This is a genomic window from Candidatus Rokuibacteriota bacterium, assembly GCA_030647435.1.
GTDB lineage: Bacteria > Methylomirabilota > Methylomirabilia > Rokubacteriales > CSP1-6 > AR37.
The window spans coordinates 1-21,519 of record JAUSJX010000098.1 but is presented as its reverse complement, the minus strand read 5'-3'; the positions used below and the strand labels follow the sequence as shown (position 1 = coordinate 21,519).

The following is a 21,519-nucleotide window of genomic DNA, read 5'->3' as shown; positions in this document are numbered from 1 at the left end:
CTGACATGGAGAAGCGGGACAAGCTCTACGAGGGCAAGGCCAAGATCGTCTACGCGACCGACGATCCGGGCAAGGTCATCCAGTACTTCAAGGACGACGCCACGGCCTTCAACGCACTCAAGCGCGGCACCATCGTCGGCAAGGGCGTGATCAACAACAAGATGTCGGCGGCGCTGTTCCAGCGCCTCGGCAAAGCGGGCGTCCCGACGCACTACCTCGCCACGCTGTCCGACCGCGAGATGCTCTGCCGCAAGCTGGACATCATCAAGATCGAAGTGATTCCCCGCAACATGGTGGCGGGCACGCTCGCCAAACGCACCGGGCTCGAAGAGGGCGTGGCGATCAAGCCGCCGATCGTCGAGCTCTTCTACAAGTCGGACCCGCTCGGCGACCCCATGATCACCGAGGACCACGTGCGCATGCTCAAGCTCGCCTCACCCAAGGAGCTCGCATGGCTCAGGCGCATGGCGCTCAAGGTCAACGCGGTGCTCCGCCCTCTCCTCAAGCGAAAAGGTCTGATCCTCGTGGACTTCAAGCTCGAGTTCGGCCGCCACGGCGGCCGGCTCTACCTGGGCGACGAGATCAGCCCCGACACCTGCCGGCTGTGGGATGCCGACACGCTCGAGAAGCTCGACAAGGACCGCTTCCGCCGCGACCTCGGCAATGTGGAGGAGGCGTACCAGGAGGTCTACCGACGCATCGTGGGGTCGGGGTCGTGAGGGCCCGCGTTTTCGTACGGCTCAAGCCCGGCATCCTCGACGTCCAGGGCGCTTCCGTCCAGCGGGCGCTCCTGGGCCTGGGCTTTGCCGAGGTCGAGGCCTTGCGGGTGGGCAAGCTGCTCGAGCTCGAGGTCGCCGGGACGAGCGCCGAGGCGGCGCGGCGGCGGGTCGAGGAAATGTGCTCGAAACTCCTCGCCAACCCCGTCATCGAGGACTTCACGGTCGAGATGGTGGGCTAACGGCCGGTACCTCTTGTCAGATGCCGACGGGCAGGGTAGAGTGGGATTGCACCCACACAGGGAGGATGACTCAGCCCCATGAACTTCGGCGTCGTGGTGTTCCCGGGCACGTGGAGTGACTGCGATTTCCACTACATCGTCAGCGAGGTCCTCCACCAGCCGGTGCGCTACGTCTGGCACCGGGACGCCCAGCTGGCCGACTTCGACTGCCTGATCCTGCCGGGCGGCTTCTCCTACGGCGACTACCTGCGCGCGGGCGCCGTCGCCGGGCGCTCCCCGGTGGTCGAGGCGCTGCCCGAGTTCGTGGCCAAGGGGGGTCTCGTCCTGGGCTCGTGCAACGGCTTCCAGATCCTCTGCGAGGCCAAGCTCCTGCCGGGCGCGCTCGCGCGCAACGAGTGCCTCCAGTACCGCTGCCAGTCCACATGGCTCCGCGTCGAGAACGCGGAGACGCCGTTCACGCGGGCGATGCGGCCGGGGCAGGTGCTCAAGATGCCCATCTCGCACGGCGAGGGCAAGTTCTACGCCGACGCGGACACGCTTCGCCGGGTCCGCGATCAGAAGCAGATCGTCTTCCGCTATTGCAGCGAGGACGGCCGCGTCGTCAAGGAGGCCAACCCCAACGGCTCCCTGGACAACATCGCGGGTCTCGTCAACGAGGAGGGGACCGTCCTCGGCCTCATGCCCCACCCGGAGCGCGCCGGCGAGAACGCCATGGGCGGCACGGACGGCCTGCTGATTTTCCACTCGCTCCTCGGCAGCATGGTCGAGGATGGCTCGTTCCTCAAGCGGTAGGAGGCATGCCCTTGGGGTGGAGACGGGGTGACCGGGGCCGAGCCTAAGGTCACGCTGGACCTCGCCCTTGCCTCAGGCCTGACCGGCGAGGAGTACGACCGCATCATCCGGCGCCTCGGCCGGGAGCCTTCCTTCACCGAGCTCGGTCTCTTCTCAGCCCTCTGGTCCGAGCACTGCGCCTACAAGCACTCGCGCGTCTTCCTGCGGGGCCTGCCCACGACGGGGCCGGCCGTGCTGCAGGGGCCCGGCGAGAACGCCGGCATCGTGGACCTCGGCGGCGAGCTGGCGCTGGCTTTCAAGATCGAAAGCCACAACCACCCTTCGTTCATCGAGCCCTTGCAGGGCGCGGCCACCGGGGTCGGCGGCATCCTGCGCGACATCTTCACCATGGGCGCGCGCCCCATCGCCGTCCTGGACTCGCTCCGCTTCGGCGCCGCGGAGGACCCCAAGAGCCGACGCCTCATCGAAGGCGTGGTCTCGGGCATCAGCTGGTATGGCAACTGCTTCGGTGTCCCGAACCTGGGCGGCGAGGTCGGCTTCGCCCCCGAGTACGCGGGCAACCCCCTCGTCAACGCGATGGCCGTCGGGCTCGTCAGGAAGGACAGGATCTTCCGCGCCCGCGCGGAGGGTCCGGGCAACCCCGTCTTCTACGTCGGGGCGAAGACAGGACGCGACGGCATCCACGGCGCGACCATGGCATCGGCCACCTTCGACGAGGGCGCCGAGGAGCGCAGGCCGACGGTGCAGGTGGGCGACCCGTTCACCGAGAAGCTCCTGCTCGAAGCCTGTCTCGAGGCCATGGAGACGGGCGCCATCGTCGGCATCCAGGACATGGGCGCGGCCGGGCTCGCCTGCGCCTGCTCCGAGATGCCCGCGCGGGCCGGGACGGGCATGGAGGTGGAGCTTTCGCGCGTGCCGCAGCGCGAGACCGCCATGACGCCCTACGAGATCATGCTGTCCGAGTCGCAAGAGAGAATGCTCCTCGTCGCCGCGCGCGGCCGGGAAGAGGAGATCAAGCGCGTCTTCTCCAAGTGGGAGCTCGACGCGGTCGAGATCGGTCACGTCACCGACGACGGGATCCTGAGGGTCAAGATGGACGGGCGCGTGGTCGCCGAAGTGCCGGTGCGCGCCCTCACCGACGAGGCGCCGGTCTACGAGAAGCCGATTTCAAGGCCCGAGTGGCAGGACGGGCTCGAGGCCTTTGATCCCCTGTCGCTGCCCGCGCCAGTCGATCTCGCGGAGACGCTCCTGGCGCTGATGGGCTCTCCCGGCATCGCGTCCAAGGAGTGGGTCTACCGCCAGTACGACCAGCAGGTCGGGATCAACACGCTCGTCATGCCGGGCTCGGACGCTGGGGTCCTGCGTATCAAGGGAACTCGAAAGGCGGTTGCCGTAACTACCGACTGCAACGCCCGTTTCGTCCATCTGAATCCACGCCTCGGCGCAGCCATGGCGGTGGCTGAGGCGGCGAGAAACCTGGCCGTGACAGGCGCCCGGCCCCTCGGGCTGACGGACTGCCTCAACTTCGGTTCGCCGGAGCGGCCCGAGATCCTCTGGCAGTTCAAGGAGGCGGTAGCGGGCATCGCGGAAGCCTGCCGCGCCCTCGATATCCCTGTGGTCGGCGGCAACGTCTCCTTCTACAATGAAACTCTGGGGCAGGCGATTCTGCCGACCCCGGTCATCGGCATGGCGGGGCTCATCGACGAGGCCGAGAGCCGGCGCACGCAGTGGTTCGAGAGCGAGGGCGACCGGATCGCCCTCCTGGGCCCGGAGGCCGTGAGCCTCGGCGGCTCGGAGTATCTCTGGGCGATTCACGGCAAGATGGCCGGCCGACTGGCGCCGCTGGACCTCCAGCAGGAGCGCCGGGTTCACGAGGCCTGCCGCGCCGCTATCGCCGCCGGGCTCGTGCGGGGGGCTCACGACTGCTCGGAGGGCGGACTCGCCGTGACGCTCGGCGAGAGCTGCGTGTCCGGGCCCAAGCCCATCGGCGCCAGCGTGGAGTTGGATGGTGACGGCCGGCGCGCGGACTTGGTACTCTTCGGTGAGGGGCCGTCGCGGGTCGTCGTGTCGGTGCCGCCGGAGGCCGAGCGGCACTTCGAGCAGCTCATGGGCGAGTTCGCGCTGCCGTGGCGCTGGATAGGGCGGGTTGGGGGCGAGGCGCTGGTGGTGACCCGGGGCGGTGCCGTGGCGATCGCCGCGCCGCTCGATCGGATGGCCCACGCGTGGAGGTCCGGCTTTGAGCGACATGTCGCCTGAGGACGAGGAGTTCCGGCTCGACGACAAGTTCCACGACGAGTGCGGGCTCTTCGGCATCTGGAACCACACGGAAGCGGCCAACGTCGCCTACCTCGGGCTCTACGCGCTCCAGCACCGCGGCCAGGAGTCGGCGGGCATCGCGGCGACGGACGGGCAGGCCTTCCACGTGGAGAAGGCCATGGGGTGGGTCGCCGACGTCTTCAGCCGCGACCGCCTGAGACGTCTCCCGGGCCACCGCGCGATCGGCCACGTGCGCTACTCGACGGCGGGCAGCTCCAACCTGCGCAACGCCCAGCCCATCACCGCGACCACGGCCCACGGGCCTGTCGCGATCGCGCACAACGGCAACCTGATCAACGCCGAGGAGTTGAGAAGCCAGCTCGAGGCCGACGGCGCCGTCTTCCAGTCCTCCTCCGACACTGAGGTGATCCTGCACCTCCTGGCGCGAGCCGAGGGCGGGACCCTCGTGGACCAGCTGGCGCGCGCGCTCAGCCAGGTCAAGGGCGCCTACACGCTGCTGCTCCTGACGCCGACCTCGATGATCACGGTGCGCGACCCCTCGGGCTTCCGCCCCATGACCCTCGGCAAGCTCGAGAGCTCCTGGGTGCTGGCCTCCGAGACCTGCGCGCTCGACCTCATGGAGGCGCAGGTGGTGCGCGACATCGAGCCGGGCGAGATCGTCGTGGTGGACGATTCGGGGCTCCACAGTTTTAAGCCCTTCCGGCCCCAGGGGAAGCTGCAGTGCGTGTTCGAGTACGTCTACTTCGCGCGCCCCGACTCGCTCCTCTGGGGGCGGAACGTGCACGTCGTCCGCAAGACGCTGGGGCACCAGCTGGCGCGGGAGCATCCCGTCGCCGCCGACCTCGTCATCCCCGTGCCCGACTCGGGCGTGGGGGCCGCGCTCGGCTTCGCGGAGGAGGCGGGGCTGCCCTACGACTTGGGGCTCGTCCGCAACCACTACGTCGGGCGCACCTTCATCGAGCCGAAGCAGGGCATCCGGCACTTCGGCGTCAAGGTCAAGCTGAACCCGAACCGCGAGGTGCTGGCGGGTAAGCGCGTGGTCGTCGTGGACGATTCGATCGTGCGCGGCACCACGAGCCGCAAGATCGTCAAGATGGTTCGGGCCGCCGGGGCCCGCGAGGTGCACATGCGCATCTCGTCGCCGCCCATCCAGTGGCCCTGCTACTACGGCATCGACACGCCGACCCGCAAGGAGCTGATCGGGTCGAGCCACGAGGTGCCGGAGATCCAGAAGTATCTCGGCGCGGACTCGCTCGGCTACCTCTCGCTGGACGGCATGCTCAAGGCCACCGGCAACGACCCGGCCCACTTCTGCCACGCCTGCTTCACGGGGCAGTACAAGGTCGGCTTCGATGACGGGGGGCTCGCGCAGCTGAAGCTCTTCGACTCGTAGACCGGAGTTCATGGACCCACTGACGTATCGATCGGTCGGCGTGGACATCGGCGCCGGCGACGAGGCTGTGCGCCGGATCGCGCGCCTCGCCGCCTCCACGAAACGCCCCGAGGTTTTGGGCGGCATCGGCGCCTTCGCGTCGTTTGTCTCCCTCCCGGCCGGCTACCGCGAGCCCGTCCTCGTCTCCTCCACCGACGGCGTCGGCACCAAGCTGAAGGTCGCCTTCCTGGCCGATCGTCACGACACGGTGGGGATCGACCTCGTGGCGATGGGCGTCAACGACGTTCTCGCCCACGGCGCCGAGCCGCTCTATTTCCTCGACTACCTGGCGGTGCACCGGGTGGATCCCGCTCGGGTCGAGGCCATCGTCTCGGGCGTCGCCGAGGGGTGCCGTCGCGCGGGCTGCGCGCTGGTCGGGGGCGAGACCGCCGAGATGAACGAGCTCTATGCCCCTGGCGAGTACGACCTGGCGGGTTTCGCCGTGGGCGTGGTGGAGAAGAGCGACATCGTCACAGGGTCAGAGGTCAGGCCCGGAGACCGCGTGCTGGGCCTCGCCTCGTCCGGCCTCCACTCGAACGGCTACACGCTTGCGCGCCAGGTGATCTTCGAGCGCCTCGGTCTCAAGCCCGGGGATAGAGTGCCCGCGCTTGGTCGGAGCGCCGCCGACGAGCTGCTCGAGCCTACGCGCATCTACGTCAAGCCCGTGTTGGCGCTGCTGAAGAGCGTGCCGGTCCTCGCGATGGCCCACGTCACGGGGGGCGGCGTCAGCCTAAACCTGCCGCGCGTCCTGCCCGAGGGCTGCCAGGCGGTGATCGACCCGCACGCGTGGCCCGTGCCCCCCATATTCCGGATCATCCAGGAGGCGGGCCGGGTCGAGGACGCGGAGATGCGGCTCACGTTCAACATGGGCCTGGGCTACCTCCTGGTGGTGCGCCCCGGCGACGCGGCGCGCGCGGCCCAGGCCCTGTCGGCGGCTGGCGAGCGCGTGTTCGATGTCGGCGAGATCCGGGCCGGCGCCCGGTCGGTCGTCTATGCCTGAGCCGCTCCGCGTCGGCGTCCTGGCCTCGGGCAAGGGCTCGAACTTCGAGGCCCTCGTGAGGGCGGTCGAGGCCGGCAGACTCAAGGTTACCCTGGCGCTCCTCGTGTCGGATCGGCCCAATTCCGCCGCGCTCGACATCGCGCAGGCGCACCGGATCGAGGCGCTCTGCGTAGACTACAAGCAGTTCCCGAGCCGCGAGGCCCACGAGAAGGCCGTGGTCGCCGCGCTCGACCTGCGCCGTGTCGGGCTCGTCTGCCAGGCCGGCTACATGCGGATTCTCGGCACCGGCTATATCGAGCGCTTTCGAGGCCGGGCGCTCAACATCCACCCCTCGCTGCTGCCCGCCTTCCCGGGCCTGCACGCCCAGCGCCAGGCCCTCGAGCACGGCGTGAAGGTCGCGGGCGCCACGGTGCACTTCGCGGACGAAGGTGTGGACACGGGGCCCATCGTGCTCCAGGCGGCGGTGCCCGTGCTGCCCGGCGACACCGAAGACACGCTGTCGAGCCGGATACTCGCCGAGGAGCACCGTATCTACCCGGAAGCCGTCCGGCTCTTCGCCGAAGGGCGGCTGACCATAGACGGACGCAGGGTCCACATCAGGGAGAGTCCATGAGCACTGTGAGGCGCGCGCTTCTGAGCGTGCACGACAAGACCGGGGTGGTGGACTTCGCGAAGGGGCTGACGGGCCTCGGCGTCGAGATCCTGTCAACGGGAGGCACCGCCAAGCTCCTGCGGGACGCAGGCGTGCCCGTGGTGGACGTGGCGCAGGTGACGGGCTTCCCCGAGATGCTCGACGGCCGCGTCAAGACGCTCCACCCGAAGGTCCACGGCGGCATCCTGGCGCGCCGGGACGTGCCGGCGCACATGCAGGCGCTCGAGGCCCACGGCATCGGGCCCATCGACCTCGTGGTGGTGGCGCTCTACCCCTTCGAGCAGACCGTGGCCAAGCCGGGCGTGACCGCCGAGGAGGTCATCGAGAACATCGACATCGGCGGGCCGAGCATGATCCGCGGCGCGGCCAAGAACCACGGCGGCGTCGGCGTCGTCACGGATCCCTCGCAGTACGCCCCCGTGCTTGACGAGCTCAGGAAGAGCGGCGGGGCGCTCTCGGCCGGGACGCGCGGGCGCCTGGCGCTCGAAGCCTTCAGGCGCACCTCCCAGTACGACGCCGCCATCGCCGCCTACCTCGAAGGCGGCGCTTCGGACTTTCCCGAGCGCATCTCCATCGTCGCCGAGCGGCTCCAGCACCTCCGCTACGGCGAGAACCCGCACCAGTCGGCCGCGTTCTATCGTCCGGCGGGGCCCGCCCGAGGCCTGGCGGCGGCAGAGCAGCTGCACGGGCCGGAGCTGTCCTACAACAACCTGCTCGACTGGTCGGCCGCGCTCGGGCTCCTGTTCGAGTTCGACGACCCGGCGGCCGTCGTGATCAAGCACACGAATCCCTGCGGCGTGGCGCTTGGGACGAGCGTCGCCGACGCCATGAGCCGGGCCAAGGCCTGCGACCCCGTGTCCATCTACGGCGGCATCGTGGGGGTCAACCGCACGCTCGACATGGGCGTGGTCAAGGAGCTCTCCGGCATTCTTCTCGAGATCCTCTTCGCCCCCGACTTCGCCGCCGACGCCCTCGAGGAGCTCAGGCGCACCAAGAAGAAGTGCCGGGTGCTGCGGCTGCCGTGCCACGCGGCCGACTACCCGGGGCGGATGCGCGACATCCGCAGCGTCCTGGGCGGTCTCCTGGTCCAGGACTCCGACCTCACCGACCTCGATCCGGCCGCGCTCACGGTCGTCTCGCAGCGCGCGCCGACGGAGGCCGAGTTGAGGGCGCTCCGCTTCGCGTGGCGGGTGGCCAAGCACACCAAGTCCAACGCGATCGTGCTGACCAGCGCCGACCAGGTCGTGGGAGTGGGGGCGGGGCAGATGAACCGCGTGGACTCGGCGCGGATCGCCGTCATGCGGGCGCGCGCCAACGGCCTCGAGACCAAGGGCACGGTCTGCGCCTCGGACGCCTTCTTCCCGTTCCGGGACGGCCTCGACGCTGTCGCCGAGGCCGGCGCCACGGCCGTCATCCACCCGGGCGGCTCGGTCCGCGACGAAGAGGTACGGAAGGCCGCCGATGAGCACGGGATGGCGATGGTCGTATGCGGTATCAGGCATTTCAAGCACTGATCACGGGAGACCATGGCTCGGCCTGAGCGGGTTTTCACCTTGCGGGAGCTGACTCGGCTCCTGAGGCTGACGCCGAAGCGCGCCGGACAGCTCAAGCGCCTCGGCCTGCTGCGGAGCGATGCGGCCGGCTACCGCTTCCGCGAGCTCGTGGCGGCCCGCGCGGCGTCGGCCCTCCTCGAGGGCGGCGCCACGGTGCGCAAAGTCCGCGAGGCGCTCGACGGCGCGCGGCGACTTGCCCCGGACGCCGAAACCCCGCTGGCCGAGCTCCGACTGGTCGTACAGGACCAGCAGATCGTGGTCGAGCAGGACCGCCTGCGCCTCGATCCGCGCACGGGCCAGGCGCTGCTGGACTTCGAGAGCGGCGACCTCGAGCGTGAGACCCGCGAGTCGCTCCTGATGGGCATGGTCCGCCCGCTCATCCCGCCCGCGGACGCCGCCGAGATCTGGTTCGCGCGCGCATCGGCGTGGGACGGCGACCCCGAGCGCTGGGAGGCGGCCGTCGATGCCTACGAGCGCGTGGTGGACATCGACCCGGGCTACGCCGCCGCGTGGAACAACCTCGGCCTGCTCCAGCACCGGATGGGGCGCTACGAGCGCGCCCAGGCCTGCTACCGCGCCGCGCTCGAGGCCGACGACTCCTGCTGCCAGGCCGCCTTCAACCTCGGCTCGCTCCACGAGGACCTGAGCGATCTCTCGACGTCGATAGGGTGGTACCGCCGCGCGCTCGAGATGGAGCCCGACTACGCGGACGCGCACTTCAACCTGGCCGGGGTGCTCGGCAAGGCGGGGCAGCCCGACGCGGCGGCGCTCCACTGGCGGCGCTACCTCGAGCTCGATCTCGGCAGCCCGTGGGCCAGGATCGCGCGCTCCCACCTCGAAGAGGCCGACGGGGGCCTGGGCGACGGTGTCGACGAGGGCGACGACCACCGCCCCGAGGCCGGCCAGTGAGAGTGCTCCTGGTCGGCGGCGGCGGGCGCGAGCACGCGCTCGCGTGGAAGATCGCCCAGAGCCCGCGGCTCGGCCGCCTTGTCGCCGCGCCCGGCAACCCCGGCATCGCGCGCCATGCCGAGTGCGTGCCGATCAAGGACGACGCGATCGAGGACCTCGTGGCCCTGGCGAGGCGCGAGCGGGCCGACCTGGTCGTGGTCGGCCCCGAGCTGCCGCTCTCGCTCGGTCTCGCCGACCGCCTGAGCGCTGCGGGCCTCGCCGTCTTCGGCGCCAGCCAGGCGGCCGCCCGGCTCGAGAGCTCCAAGGTTTTTTCGAAGGGCCTGATGGCGCGCTACGATATTCCCACGGCGCGATTCGGGACCTTCGAGGACTCCGCCGCCGCCCGCCGCTTCTGTCGCGACCTGGGAGCCCCCCTCGTGGTCAAGGCCGACGGCCTGGCGGCCGGCAAGGGCGCCATGGTCTGCCGCACTCTCGAAGAGGCGGACCAGGCCCTGCGCCTGTGCCTCGAGGACGGCGTCTTCGGCGCGGCGGGCCGGGTCGTGGTGATCGAGGAGTTCATGGAGGGCGAGGAGGCTTCGTTCTTCGTCATGGCCGATGGGACCCATGCGCTGCCGCTCGTGGCTGCTCAGGATCACAAGACCATCTTCGACGACGACCGCGGTCCCATGACGGGCGGGATGGGCGCGTACTCGCCCGTTGCCGCCATGGGCGAGGCGATGACTGATCGGGTCATGCGCGAGATTGTCGCGCCCGTCATGGCGGCGATGGCCAAGGAGGGCGCGCCGTATTCCGGCGTTCTCTTCGTCCAGATCATGGTGACGAAGGACGGGCCGCGCGTCGTCGAGTTCAACTGCCGCTTCGGGGACCCGGAGTGTCAGGCTATTTTGCCGCGGCTCGACGAGGACATCTTGCCACTCTTCGAGGCTGTCGCCGCGGGCGGGGAGCTGCCTGCCTCCCTCCGCTGGCGGGCCGAGGCGTCCGTCTGCGTGGTCCTGGCCTCGCCCGGCTATCCAGGAACACCGCGCACGGGGCTCAGCATCCAGGGGCTCGATGCCGACGGCGGGCTTCCCGGCGTCAACGTTTTCCACGCCGGCACGGCGCGCCGCGACGGTAGTCTCGTGACGGCGGGCGGTCGCGTTCTCGGCGTGCAGGCGCAGGCGCCCGATATTCGCGCCGCCATCGCCGCCGCCTACGAGGCCGTCGGACGCATACGGTTCGATGGCGTGCAGTTTCGCCATGATATCGGCAGAAGGGCGCTGGCCAGGCCGTGAGGCTGACCGGAGTGATCCAGGCGGGTGGCAGGAGCGAGCGCATGGGCGGCGAGCCAAAGGCCCTGATGGACGTGGGCGGCCGGCGCATCATCGAGCGCGTGGCCGACGTCCTCCGGCAGGTCACCGACGATCTCCTGCTCGTGACCAATACGCCCGAACGGTACGCGTGGATGGGATACCCGATGGTCCCCGACGTCTTCCCCGACGCCGGGTCGCTGGGCGGTATCTACTCCGGGCTCAAGGCCGCGCCGGGTGAGGCCGCCTTCGTGGTCGCCTGCGACATGCCCTTCCTCGTGCCCGACGTGGCGCGGCTCGTGACGTCTCGGGCGGGTCTTGCCGACGTCGTCATCCCCCTGGTCGGTGGGTTCCACGAGACGCTCCACGCGAGCTACGCGAAGCCCTGTCTCGGCCCCATGGAGCGGCGCATCGCAGCCGGGCAGCTCAAGATCACGGGCTTCTTCCCCGACGTCCGCGTCCTCGAGATCCCCGAACCCGAGGTCGCCCGCCTCGCCGATCCGGAGCGCGTGTTCATGAACGTCAACACTCCAGAAGACCTCGAGCGGGCGCGCAACATCGCGGCGGCCTCGGCAGAGCGCTAGCGTGGACGCGCGGGCGGGCAGCCTCGGGCTCTCCTCGATCCAGGAGATCAACCACCTGCCGCGCGAGATGGTCGTGGCGCTCTACCTCCGCCTCGTGCCCGAGCAGATGCTCGACCGCTTCGCCATCGACCCGCGCACGCTCACGGGACCGGAGGGCACGCGCCTCGTGAGGATCACAGCGCCCGCCGACAAGCCCTGGGCCCGCGTCGAGGTGCGCTCGTCCACCGAAGACCGTGACCCGGCGCTCCTCGTGGACGTCGAGATGTCGCCGCTGTCGGTGCCGGAGCTCGCGTTCGTGCAGATCACCAACCCGCAAGGCGCCCGCTACGGCATCGACCGCGACCTCGAAGGGCGCGACACGCTCTTCGGCACGGTCTCGCGCAACATTGACGAGGAACTGCGGGCCTTCAAGGACGGGCTGGCGCCGGGGCAGGTGAGGCGGGGGCTGCAGCTCCTGCCGCGCGTCCTCGATGCCATGGACGGCTTCTGCCGTCTCATGGGCGCCGAGCTCTACCTCGTCGAGCCGCTCTTCTACCACTCGGCCGTCCTGTACGAGCGCCAGGGCTGCGGCTATCTCCTCGGGCGCGAGGTGATGGACACGATCCACGACGGCTTCGCCGCGGGCGGCCCGCTGGCTTCGGCGCTCGACGGCTCGTCACCGTTCCGCTCGCCCGATGCCGGCAGCACGGTCAGGGGGAGGAGCTGGGCGCTCCACGACGGCCTCTCGCCGGGCGCGTGGGGCGGCGTGAAGATGTATCGCGCCCCCGGCCGCCACGCCGGCATGAACACGTTCCCCGGCGGGATATACTAGGCGGGTGAAGGCAAAGAAGCCCGTCCACGCTCGCGTCCGCAAGCCGATGCCGCGCAAGCCGCCGAAGGTCGAGGTGCCCAAGACCACGTACCGCCGGCGTCCCAAGCATCCCCGCCGCCCGGAGGCCGAGCCGTGAGCCGGGCGGGCCTCTCGCCCTGCGTGATCGTCCACTACCACGAGATCAGCCTCAAGCGCGGGAACCGCCCGCTCTTCCTCCGCAGGCTCCGGGAAAATCTCGCGCGCGCGGTGAGCGACCTGGGGCCCGTTCGCGTGATCCAGCTGCCGGGGCGCATCATGCTCGACCTCGAGGGCAATCCGGATCCGCCGGGCGTGCGCGAGCGGCTCGACCGGGTCTGCGGCATCGCGAACACGGCGCTCGCCGTGCGGACGGGCTCGTCACTCGACAGGATCAAGGCCGCGGTGGATCACGTGATCGAGGGGCAGACCTTCGCGTCCTTCCGGATTACGGCGCGGCGCGCGTTCAAGACCTTCCCGCTGACCTCCACCGATCTCAACCGCGAGCTGGGAGCCCACGTCCTGGCGAGACGGCCCGAGGCGCGGGTGGACCTCCATCACGCGGCGCTCAACGTCCACGTCGAGGTGCTGCCCCACGAGGCCTTCGTCTATCCCGACCGCCGGCCGGGCCCGGGCGGGCTGCCGGTCGGCTCGGGCGGCACGGTGGCGGCGCTGATCTCCGGCGGCATCGATTCGCCCGTGGCGTCCTGGCGCATGATCAAGCGCGGCTGCCGCGTGCTCTTCGTCCACTTCCACAGCGTGCCGTACCTACCCGACGCGTCCATCCGGAAGGTGCGGGAGCTGGTCGGGCGACTGACCCAGTGGCAGTACGTCTCGCGCCTCTACCTCGTGCCCTTCGGCGAGATCCAGCGCGAGGTGGTGCTCGCGGTCAGCCCCATGGCCCGCGTGGTCGTCTACCGCCGCCTCATGGTGCGCATCGCCGAAGTGCTGGCGCGCCAGTCGGGAGCGCAGGCGCTCGTCACGGGCGAGAGCCTCGGGCAGGTCGCCTCGCAGACGCTCCACAACCTGGCGCGCATCGACGAGGCCGCCCTGCTGCCCGTCCTGCGTCCGCTGATCGGCATGGACAAGATCGAGATCACGGACGAAGCCCGGCGGCTCGACACGCTCGAGATCTCCAACGAGCCCGACGCCGACTGCTGCACCCTCTTCGTGCCGGCGCACCCGAGCACGCGGCTCAACCAGGAGGAGGTCGCCGACATGGAGTCCCGGCTCGACATCCCGGCCCTCGTGAGGGCGGGCGTCGAGGCCGCCACCATGGAGACCTTCGACTTCCCGCTCGGCGCAGGCGCCCATCCCGCCCGGCCCGCGCCGTGCCGGCGCGTGGCCCCGCCACCCGTCGCATGAGCGCGACGCTTACCTTTTTAGGAGCAGCCGGGACCGTCACAGGCTCCAAGCATTTCCTCCAATCGGGGCAGACGCGCCTCCTCCTCGACTGCGGCCTGTTCCAGGGGCTCAAGGAGCTGCGTCAACGCAACTGGGCGCCGTGCCCCGTGCCGGCGGCGACCATCGGCGGCGTCCTCCTGAGCCACGCCCACATCGACCACTCGGGCGCGCTCCCGCGCCTCGGCCGCGAGGGCTTCAGGGGGCCGATCTACTGCACGCCGGGCACCGCCGACCTCCTCAAGATCATGCTGCCCGACGCCGCGCATCTCCAGGAGGAGGAGGCCCAGTTCGCCAACCGCCACCAGACGTCGAAGCACCAGCCCGCGCTGCCGCTCTTCACCACCGCGGACGCGGATCAGGTCCTGACCCAGGTCAGGCCCGTCGGCTTCAACGACAGCTTCAGCCCGGCGCAGGGCGTTACGGCGCGCTTCATCAACGCGGGACACATCCTGGGCGCGGGGCTGGTCGAGGTCTCGGTCGACGGGCGGACCCTCGTGTTCTCGGGCGACCTGGGCCGCTACGGCGTGCCCATCATGCGCGACCCGGATCCCGTGCCCGCGGCCGACGTGCTGCTGGTCGAGTCAACGTACGGCAACCGCCTCCATCCGGCCGACGACCATCGCGACCGGCTGGTGTCAGGAGTCCAGCGAGCAGTCCAGAAGAAGGGCTGGCTCCTGATCCCGGCCTTCGCGGTCGGGCGCTCGCAGGAGATCCTCTACGATCTGCGAGAGCGCGAGGACGCCGCCCGCATCCCCTCGCTGCCCGTCTACCTCGACAGCCCGATGGCCATCGAGGCGACCGTGATCTACGCCAGGCATCCCGAGGAGCACGACCAGGACCTCAAGCGCGTCGAGGCCTCGAGTGAGCGCCCCTTCGCGCCGAAGCAGCTGCGCATCTGCAAGACGCCGGATGACTCCAAGCGCCTGAACGACACCGACGGGCCCGGCATCATCATCGCCGGCAGCGGCATGGCGACGGGCGGCCGCATCCTCCACCACTTCGTCCGCCGGCTCCCGGACGAGCGGACCACGGTGCTCTTCGTCGGGTACCAGGCCGCAGGCACGCGCGGCCGCCTGCTGAGAGAGGGCGCGCGCGAGATGAAGATGCTCGGGCAGAGCGTGCCCGTGCGGGCGACCATCATGGTCAGCGATTCCTATTCGGCCCACGCCGACCAGGGCGAGATCCTTCGCTGGCTCGGCGGATTCACGCGCCCGCCCGAGACGACCTACATCGTCCACGGCGAGCCCGACGCGGCCGCGGCGCTCCAGGCGCTGATCGCCTCGCAGCTCAAGTGGCGCGCCGTCGTGGCGCAAGACGGGCAGCGCGTCGATCTTGGCTGAGCCTGCCGGCTACCGGATCTTCCGGTCGCTGGCGCGGTTCCTGGCCGGCCTCTTCTACCGCCGCGTCGAGGTGGCGGGGCTCGAGCGGGTGCCCCTGTCCGGGCCCCTCATCGTGGCGGCCAACCACCATCAAGGTCTGATGGACGGGATCCTTCTCACGGCAGCGCTGCCGCGGAGGCTTCGCCTGATCGCCAAGGCCCCGCTCTTCCGCTACCCCGTCATCGGCCAGATCGCGCGGCTCGCGGGCGCCATCCCCGTCCACCGGCGGCAGGACTCGGGCGGGCGCGCGGCGGACAACCAGGCCATGTTCAGCGCCGCGGAGCGTGCGCTCGGCCAGGGGGCCGCGATCCTGATTTTCCCCGAAGGGGTCAGTCAGCCCGAGCCGGCCCTGATGCCTCTCCGCACCGGCGCCGCGCGTCTCGTCCTTGGGTCCGACTGGGTCGCCGGCCTGGAGCTTCGCCGACTCGCTGCCACGACCCTTCTCCCTGTAGGCCTCATGTTCCACGAGCCCGGCACCTTCCGCGTCGGAACGGCCCTCGTCCTCATCGGGGAGCCGGTTCCCACGGGCGATCTCGAGGCGCCCGCGTCGGGGGCAGCCGACGAGGCGGTGCGGCAGCTGACCGAGCGGCTCGGAGGAGCGCTAGAGCGGCTCATCGTCCTAGCCCGTGACAGGGCCACGCTCGAGCTGGTCCACGCCGCCGAGGCGATCTGGCGACAGGAGATGCCCGACGCGGCGCGTGAGCCGAAGGACCGCGCGGCATGGCGGCAGCGCGCCGCTCGTGCCGACCAGTACCTGGCTGCCGCCGAGCCGGCGCGGCTGGCGGCGTTGCGCGGGCGGCTCGAGCGCTATGTGAAGGACCTCGAGCTTGCGGGGCTGACCGACCGCGACCTGTCCGAGGGGTACCGGCCCGCCGCCGTGCTGCGCTACGCCTTCCGCGAGGGTCTGGCGCTCGCGCTCGGCCTGCCGCTGGCGCTCTGGGGAGTCCTCAGTCACGTGGTGCCCTATCAGGCGACGAGGTTGGCCGTGAGCGCGATCAAGCCCGAGGCGGACGTGCTGGCGACGTACAAGGTCGTCGCCGGCCTCGTGCTCTTTCCGCTCTGCTGGGCGCTCGAAGGCTGGACCGCCTGGCGGCTCGGCGGTGGAGCGTTCCTTGCGGTTTTCCTCATAGCGCTGCTCCCGACGGGCTTCTTCGCGCTGTCCTGGACGGAGCGGCTCCACCGGATCCGGCGCGAGGCGCGCGGTCTCCTGACGGTCCTGGTGGACCGCGACCTCCGCGCGCACCTGCTCGCGCGCCGCCGCGCGATCATGGCGGAGTTTCAGGAACTCCTGCGCCTGGTGCCGGCTTCCGTGCTGGAGAAAACCGCCAAATGAACACCCGCGCCGTCGTCGCCTGGGCGCTCTACGACTTCGCCAACTCGGCGTTCGCGGCCGTCATCTTTGCCACGATCTATGGCGCCTACTACGCGATGGGCGTCGTGGGCAACGACGCGGGGGCGGGCGACCTCTGGTGGGGGCGCGTCATCTCAGTCTCCATGGCGATGGTCGCCGTAACCTCGCCCTTCCTCGGCGGGCTCGCCGACCGAGCGGGCATCCGACGCCCGCTCTTCATCGGCTTCACAACGCTGGCGGTGACGGCGACGGCGCTCATGGCCACGGTCGAGCCCGGCATGGTCGTCTGGGGATTCGTCCTGGGCGTGCTCGGCAACGTGGGCTACGAGAGTGCCCTCGTCTACTACAACGCCTACCTGCCCGAGCTCGCGCCGCGCAGCCACCAGGGGCGCGTGTCGGCGTGGGGCTTCGCCGTCGGTTACGCGGGCTCCATCGCGGCGCTCCTGGCGGCGCTGCCCTTCGTGCGCGCCAAGGCGTACGGGGGCGCCTTTCTCTGCACGGCCGCGCTCTTCGCCGTCTTCTCGCTTCCCGCCTTCGTCTTGCTGCCCCAGCCGCCGCGCGGCACGCTGCCCGTCCTCGCGGCGGCGCGACAGGGTTGGGCGGACGTGCTCGCCACGGCCCTCAAGATCCTGGGGCTCCGGGACCTGCGCCGCTTCCTCGGCGCCTACTTCCTGTACGAGGACGGCGTCAACACCGTGGTGGGCTTCTCGGCCATCTTCGCCGCCCAGACGCTGGGCTTCCCGATGGACCGCCTGATCGTGCTGTACATTGTCGTTCAGGTCTCTGCGCTCCTCGGGGCGCTCGCCTGGGCCAGGCCGACCGACCGGCTCGGCCCCAAGCGCGTGGTGATGGTGACGCTCTTCCAGTGGACCGCCATCGTCATCGGGGCCTACTTCGTCGAGACGCCGGGGCAGTTCTGGGTCCTGGCCGTCGTGGCGGGCACGGGACTCGGCGCGGTCCAGGCGGCGAGCCGGACGTTCCTCAGCACGCTGATTCCGCGCGGCATGGAGGCCGAGATGTTCGGCTTCTACAGCCTTTGCGGCAAGAGCGCCGCCGTCATGGGCCCGCTCGTCTTCGGCGGGATCTCGCATGCAGCCGGCGGCAACCAGCGGCTCGGCATCGTCGCCATCGGGCTCTTCTTCCTGATCGGCTTCGGCCTCCTCTCCCGCGTGCGGGCCGGCGGGCCCACCGCCGGCTGAGCGTCCCGGAGCACCACATCTTGGGGCGTCTTGACACCCGACCCCGACAGAGCGTAACGTGAGGCCGAAATGTTGTCCGTCGCCCTTGGGGCCGATCACGCCGGCTGGGAGCTCAAGGAAGCGCTCAAGGGCTGGCTCATGGACGCCGGCTACCAGGTCCTCGACTTCGGCACCCACTCGCCCGATTCCGTCGACTATCCCGACTACGCCGCGCAGGTGGCCGAGGCCGTCGCCGTCGGCAAGGTGGATCGCGGTGTGCTCGTCTGCGGCACCGGGATCGGCATGGCCATCGCCGCCAACAAGGTCGCGGGAGTGCGGGCCGCCCTCTGCGGGGATGCTTACACGGCGCGCATGAGCCGCGAGCACAACGACGCCAACGTCCTCACCCTCGCGGGGCGCATGATCGATTCGGACACGGGGCAGGAGATGCTCAGGGTGTGGCTCGAGACGGCCTTCGCCGGCGGCCGCCACGCCCGGCGCGTCGACAAGATCGCCGACATGGAAGGTCGCCGCGGCGGCCGGGAGGGAGCGGCGTGAACCGGCTCGAGCAGGTCGATCCCGACATCGCCAAGGCGATCCGCGACGAGACCGTGCGCCAGTCGCGCAACCTCGAGCTGATCGCCTCTGAAAACTTCGTCTCCGAGGCCGTCCTCGAGGCCGTCGGCTCGGTGATGACCAACAAGTACGCTGAGGGGTACCCGGGCAAGCGCTACTACGGCGGCTGCGAGTTCGTGGACGTGGCGGAGGAGCTGGCCATCAGCCGCGCCAAGGATCTCTTCGGCGCCGAGCACGTCAACGTCCAGCCTCACTCGGGCTCCCAGGCGAACATGGCCGTGTACTTCACGGTCCTCAAGCCGGGTGACACCGTGCTCGGACCCAACCTCGCGCACGGCGGGCATCTGACGGCCGGCAGCCCGATGAACTTCTCGGGGCGGCTCTACAAGATCGTGCCCTACGGCGTCACCAGGGACACCGAGCGCATCGACATGGACCAGGTGCGGGACCTGGCCAAGCAGCACAGGCCGAAGCTCATCATCGCGGGCGGCTCGGCCTTCCCCCGCGCCATCGACTTCAAGCCCTTCCGCGAAATTGCCGACGAGGCGGGCGCCGCGCTGATGGCGGACATCGCCCATCCCGCCGGGCTCGTCGCGGCGGGACTGCACCCGACTCCGGTGCCCTACGCCGACTTCGTCACCACGACCACGCACAAGACGCTCCGAGGCCCGCGCGGCGGCATGGTCATGTGCCGGGAGCGGTATGCGAAAGATCTGGACCGCACAGTCCTGCCCGGCATACAGGGCGGGCCGCTCATGCACGTCATCGCGGCCAAGGCCGTCGCCTTCCGCGAGGCCCAGACACCGGAGTGGCGCGCCTACCAGGGGCAGGTCGTCAGGAACGCGCGCGCGCTGGCGGACGCGATGCTCGCGCGCGGCTACCGGCTGGTCTCGGGCGGCACCGACACCCACCTCCTGCTGGTGGACCTCACGGGGAAGGGCGTCACGGGCAAGGACGCGCAGGAGGCGCTGGACCGCGCCTGGATCACGGTCAACAAGAACGGCATCCCCTTCGACACGAAGGGTCCCATGGTCACGAGCGGCATCCGCATCGGGACGCCCGCCGTCACCACGCGCGGCATGGGCGAGGCCGAGATGGGGCAGATCGCCGTGCTCATGGACCGCGTCCTGACCAACCTCGGCAACGGCTCCGTGGAGGCCGCGGTGCGCGGCGAGGTCCAGGAGCTGACGGGCCGCTTCCCGCTCTACGCTGAGCGCCTGAGATGAAGTGCCCGTTCTGCGGACATACCGAGGACCGCGTGGTCGACTCGCGCGTGGGACGGGAAGGGGAGTTCATCCGCCGGCGACGCGAGTGCCTCAAGTGCCACCGCCGCTACACGACGTACGAGTACATCGAGGACGTCCTGCCCCACGTGGTCAAGCGCGACGGCCGCCGCGAGCCCTTCGACCGGCAGAAGCTGCGCGGCTCCATCTTGAAGGCCTGCGAGAAGCGCTCCGTCGGAGTCCAGGCCGTGGACGACGTCGTCGCCGACATCGAGGCGAAGCTCCACGAGCGGGCCGAGAAGGAGATCACGAGCCTCGAGCTGGGCGAGGTGGTCATGGAGCACCTCCAGAAGCTCGACCAGGTCGCCTACGTCCGCTTCGCCTCCGTTTACCGGCAGTTCAAGGACATCAACCAGTTCATGGACGAGGTCAAAGGGCTCATCAAGGACGGCGACAAGCTCAAGGCCTCCAAGCCCGCTCCCAAGCCCGCCCCCAAGAAGTAGCCGCGCCGGCTCACGCCACGCGGTACACGCCGACCTGCCCTCACTCCCCGAGGGTCTTGTGGCATTCGCGGCAGATCGGCTCCACGCGCTTCCGGGCAACGAACTGGGCCTTGGGGTCGCCGTCCGTCGTGTGCGAGGTGTGACACTGCACGCAGGTTGTCCGGACAGCGTCGTGGGGCCGAATCGCGTGGTACGCGTTGCCCGCGCGCCCCTCCAGCGCCTCCTCTTGCTCGGCCGTGAGCGCCGGCTGGCGCTTGAGGATCGGGGTGTGGCACTGGGTGCACTCCTTCGGGCGGAGCTGGAGCCTCATGTGGTCGGGCTCGCGATAGCGCCCCACGAGGAACTTGCCCGTATCTACGGCCGCGAGGGACCACACGCGCAGGCGCATCACCACGTCGGCCCCGCCGTGGCAGTCGATGCAGCGCACGCGCTCGGCGTGGTGCGGGCCGCTGAGGTCGGTGAAGGGGACCGAGGTGAAGCGCTTGAACTTCTCCTCGTGCAGGTGGCAGGCAAAGCAGAAGCGGTTGTCTCGCTCCTTGGCGATCAGGCCGGCGAATGTGATGCTCGTGATCAGCACGAGCCCCGCCAGGGCGACAGCGCACAATCCGAGGGTGCGGTGGCGCACCGGCGAGGCCTCGCCTGTCTTACCGGACCGTAACGGTGACGGGCTTCGAGAAGATGATGTGGCCCGACGGGCCGCCCGGGCCGCCTCTCGGGAGAATGGCGCCCGCGACCGTTGTCACGGTGCCGACCGACGAGGCCTTCTCCGTGCCGTAGTGGAACGCGACGGTCAGCGTGTAGGTGCCCGGCGCGTGAGGCGCCTGCACGGTCCACGTGACCTTGCCTTCGGGGAACTTCTTGGCGGCAAGGTCCGCCTGCTGGTCGAAGATCAGCACGGCGTTGAGGTTCTTCTTGAGCCCCGGCCCGCGGCTGTCCACCCACTTCGTCTGCTCCTTGCCGTCGGCGCCCCACACCTTGGGCGCGCCGACGATGAACCAGCCGTCGGCGCTGACCGGGCGGCCCTGCAGTCTCAGGTCGCTCTCCATCAGCCAGACGCCGACGACTCCGTGTCCGCCGCGCACGGTCGCGGTGATCTGGGCTTCCTGGCCGGGCTTGAGGGTGGGCGGCGCCGAGAGCGCGGCCGAGGCGTTCTGGTCCATCAGCTTCACGTCCGCCAGGAGCTTCTGGCGGTCGGCCGGGCTCATGTCCTTGTAGGGCCCGGCTCCCTCTTCGATCACCTTGTAGTGGCGGTTCTCGACGAGCATGCTGGCCGCGAAGGCGTCAGGCTCGACGCGCAGCTGCTCCTTGCCCACAGAGGAATGGCAGCCGGCGCAGGTCGGGGTGAGGTCCGTCACGTTTCTCAGCGGGCCGCCGTTGTAGGCCTGCCCGGGCCCGGCTGACAGCAGGGCCACCAGCACGAGCGCAGCTCGGACGACGAAGCGATGTCGCATACGGGGCCTCCTCGGCGATGAAGGTAGAGTTGCGCGGTGACGCTTAGCTAGTTTCTGTCGCGAAACTCCCGAGGTTGGGGTGTCCCGCCAATATTTCGCGGCCTTCCGGGGCCCCACCGAGGCGGTTTCAGGGTCGCAAGGGCGCCCGAAGTGGCGTGGCGCGAGGTCGGGTGTCACGACTGGCC

22 protein-coding genes are annotated in these 21,519 nt (G+C 70.1%); 20 read left to right on the top strand and 2 right to left on the bottom strand.

Features of this window, described 5'->3' with window-relative positions; genetic code table 11:
- Nucleotides 1-5: 5 nt before the first annotated feature.
- The 20 genes from Q7W02_17710 to nrdR all read left to right on the top strand — a co-directional run bounded on the left by Q7W02_17710 (nucleotide 6) and on the right by nrdR (nucleotide 19,883).
- Entirely contained in the window at nucleotides 6-719 is a 714-nt protein-coding gene (locus Q7W02_17710) for a phosphoribosylaminoimidazolesuccinocarboxamide synthase (GenBank protein MDO8477999.1), read from the top strand.
- Nucleotides 716-958, top strand: a complete 243-nt coding sequence (purS, locus tag Q7W02_17705; GenBank protein ID MDO8477998.1) for a phosphoribosylformylglycinamidine synthase subunit PurS — start codon at nucleotides 716-718, stop codon at nucleotides 956-958. The genes Q7W02_17710 and purS overlap by 4 nt, the downstream gene beginning before the upstream one ends.
- A gap of 78 nt (nucleotides 959-1,036) precedes the next feature.
- Nucleotides 1,037-1,750, top strand: coding sequence for a phosphoribosylformylglycinamidine synthase subunit PurQ (gene purQ, locus Q7W02_17700; GenBank protein MDO8477997.1), 714 nt, complete (start codon nucleotides 1,037-1,039; stop codon nucleotides 1,748-1,750).
- Between the two features lie 27 nt (nucleotides 1,751-1,777).
- Nucleotides 1,778-4,006 carry a phosphoribosylformylglycinamidine synthase subunit PurL gene (gene purL / locus Q7W02_17695; protein ID MDO8477996.1) on the top strand — a complete coding sequence of 743 codons (2,229 nt, stop codon included), beginning with the start codon at nucleotides 1,778-1,780 and terminating at the stop codon, nucleotides 4,004-4,006.
- A complete protein-coding gene (purF, locus tag Q7W02_17690) occupies nucleotides 3,996-5,420 on the top strand; it encodes an amidophosphoribosyltransferase (protein ID MDO8477995.1) in 1,425 nt (474 codons plus the stop codon). Before purL ends, purF begins: the two co-directional genes overlap by 11 nt.
- A gap of 10 nt (nucleotides 5,421-5,430) precedes the next feature.
- The gene (gene purM / locus Q7W02_17685; GenBank protein MDO8477994.1) at nucleotides 5,431-6,459 is read left to right on the top strand and encodes a phosphoribosylformylglycinamidine cyclo-ligase; all 1,029 of its coding nucleotides are present in this window, start codon (nucleotides 5,431-5,433) and stop codon (nucleotides 6,457-6,459) included.
- Entirely contained in the window at nucleotides 6,452-7,072 is a 621-nt protein-coding gene (gene purN, locus Q7W02_17680) for a phosphoribosylglycinamide formyltransferase (protein MDO8477993.1), read from the top strand. The genes purM and purN overlap by 8 nt, the downstream gene beginning before the upstream one ends.
- A complete protein-coding gene (purH, locus tag Q7W02_17675; protein ID MDO8477992.1) occupies nucleotides 7,069-8,625 on the top strand; it encodes a bifunctional phosphoribosylaminoimidazolecarboxamide formyltransferase/IMP cyclohydrolase in 1,557 nt (518 codons plus the stop codon). The genes purN and purH overlap by 4 nt, the downstream gene beginning before the upstream one ends.
- 12 nt (nucleotides 8,626-8,637) lie before the next feature.
- A complete protein-coding gene (locus Q7W02_17670; protein MDO8477991.1) occupies nucleotides 8,638-9,573 on the top strand; it encodes a tetratricopeptide repeat protein in 936 nt (311 codons plus the stop codon).
- Nucleotides 9,570-10,844 carry a phosphoribosylamine--glycine ligase gene (gene purD / locus Q7W02_17665; GenBank protein MDO8477990.1) on the top strand — a complete coding sequence of 425 codons (1,275 nt, stop codon included), beginning with the start codon at nucleotides 9,570-9,572 and terminating at the stop codon, nucleotides 10,842-10,844. The genes Q7W02_17670 and purD overlap by 4 nt, the downstream gene beginning before the upstream one ends.
- Nucleotides 10,841-11,443, top strand: a complete 603-nt coding sequence (locus tag Q7W02_17660; protein MDO8477989.1) for a molybdenum cofactor guanylyltransferase — start codon at nucleotides 10,841-10,843, stop codon at nucleotides 11,441-11,443. The genes purD and Q7W02_17660 overlap by 4 nt, the downstream gene beginning before the upstream one ends.
- 1 nt (nucleotide 11,444) lies before the next feature.
- Entirely contained in the window at nucleotides 11,445-12,254 is an 810-nt protein-coding gene (locus Q7W02_17655; GenBank protein MDO8477988.1) for a hypothetical protein, read from the top strand.
- Nucleotides 12,255-12,258: 4 nt separating this feature from the next.
- Entirely contained in the window at nucleotides 12,259-12,390 is a 132-nt protein-coding gene (locus Q7W02_17650; protein MDO8477987.1) for a hypothetical protein, read from the top strand.
- A complete protein-coding gene (gene thiI, locus Q7W02_17645) occupies nucleotides 12,387-13,634 on the top strand; it encodes a tRNA uracil 4-sulfurtransferase ThiI (GenBank protein MDO8477986.1) in 1,248 nt (415 codons plus the stop codon). Before Q7W02_17650 ends, thiI begins: the two co-directional genes overlap by 4 nt.
- The gene (locus Q7W02_17640) at nucleotides 13,631-15,013 is read left to right on the top strand and encodes an MBL fold metallo-hydrolase (protein ID MDO8477985.1); all 1,383 of its coding nucleotides are present in this window, start codon (nucleotides 13,631-13,633) and stop codon (nucleotides 15,011-15,013) included. Before thiI ends, Q7W02_17640 begins: the two co-directional genes overlap by 4 nt.
- A complete protein-coding gene (locus Q7W02_17635; GenBank protein MDO8477984.1) occupies nucleotides 15,006-16,385 on the top strand; it encodes a 1-acyl-sn-glycerol-3-phosphate acyltransferase in 1,380 nt (459 codons plus the stop codon). The genes Q7W02_17640 and Q7W02_17635 overlap by 8 nt, the downstream gene beginning before the upstream one ends.
- The gene (locus tag Q7W02_17630) at nucleotides 16,382-17,602 is read left to right on the top strand and encodes an MFS transporter (protein MDO8477983.1); all 1,221 of its coding nucleotides are present in this window, start codon (nucleotides 16,382-16,384) and stop codon (nucleotides 17,600-17,602) included. The genes Q7W02_17635 and Q7W02_17630 overlap by 4 nt, the downstream gene beginning before the upstream one ends.
- A 72-nt stretch (nucleotides 17,603-17,674) precedes the next feature.
- The gene (rpiB, locus tag Q7W02_17625) at nucleotides 17,675-18,139 is read left to right on the top strand and encodes a ribose 5-phosphate isomerase B (GenBank protein MDO8477982.1); all 465 of its coding nucleotides are present in this window, start codon (nucleotides 17,675-17,677) and stop codon (nucleotides 18,137-18,139) included.
- Nucleotides 18,136-19,383: a serine hydroxymethyltransferase gene (glyA, locus tag Q7W02_17620; GenBank protein MDO8477981.1), complete on the top strand. Its 1,248-nt coding sequence runs from the start codon at nucleotides 18,136-18,138 to the stop codon at nucleotides 19,381-19,383. The genes rpiB and glyA overlap by 4 nt, the downstream gene beginning before the upstream one ends.
- Nucleotides 19,380-19,883 carry a transcriptional regulator NrdR gene (nrdR, locus tag Q7W02_17615; GenBank protein MDO8477980.1) on the top strand — a complete coding sequence of 168 codons (504 nt, stop codon included), beginning with the start codon at nucleotides 19,380-19,382 and terminating at the stop codon, nucleotides 19,881-19,883. Before glyA ends, nrdR begins: the two co-directional genes overlap by 4 nt.
- Nucleotides 19,884-19,923: 40 nt before the next feature.
- Here nrdR and Q7W02_17610 read toward each other — a convergent pair whose 3' ends face one another.
- Nucleotides 19,924-20,508 (bottom strand): cytochrome c3 family protein, encoded by a 585-nt coding sequence (locus tag Q7W02_17610; protein MDO8477979.1) that lies wholly within the window; start codon nucleotides 20,506-20,508, stop codon nucleotides 19,924-19,926.
- A 19-nt stretch (nucleotides 20,509-20,527) separates the two neighbouring features.
- Nucleotides 20,528-21,334 carry a hypothetical protein gene (locus Q7W02_17605; GenBank protein MDO8477978.1) on the bottom strand — a complete coding sequence of 269 codons (807 nt, stop codon included), beginning with the start codon at nucleotides 21,332-21,334 and terminating at the stop codon, nucleotides 20,528-20,530.
- Nucleotides 21,335-21,519 lie beyond the last annotated feature (185 nt).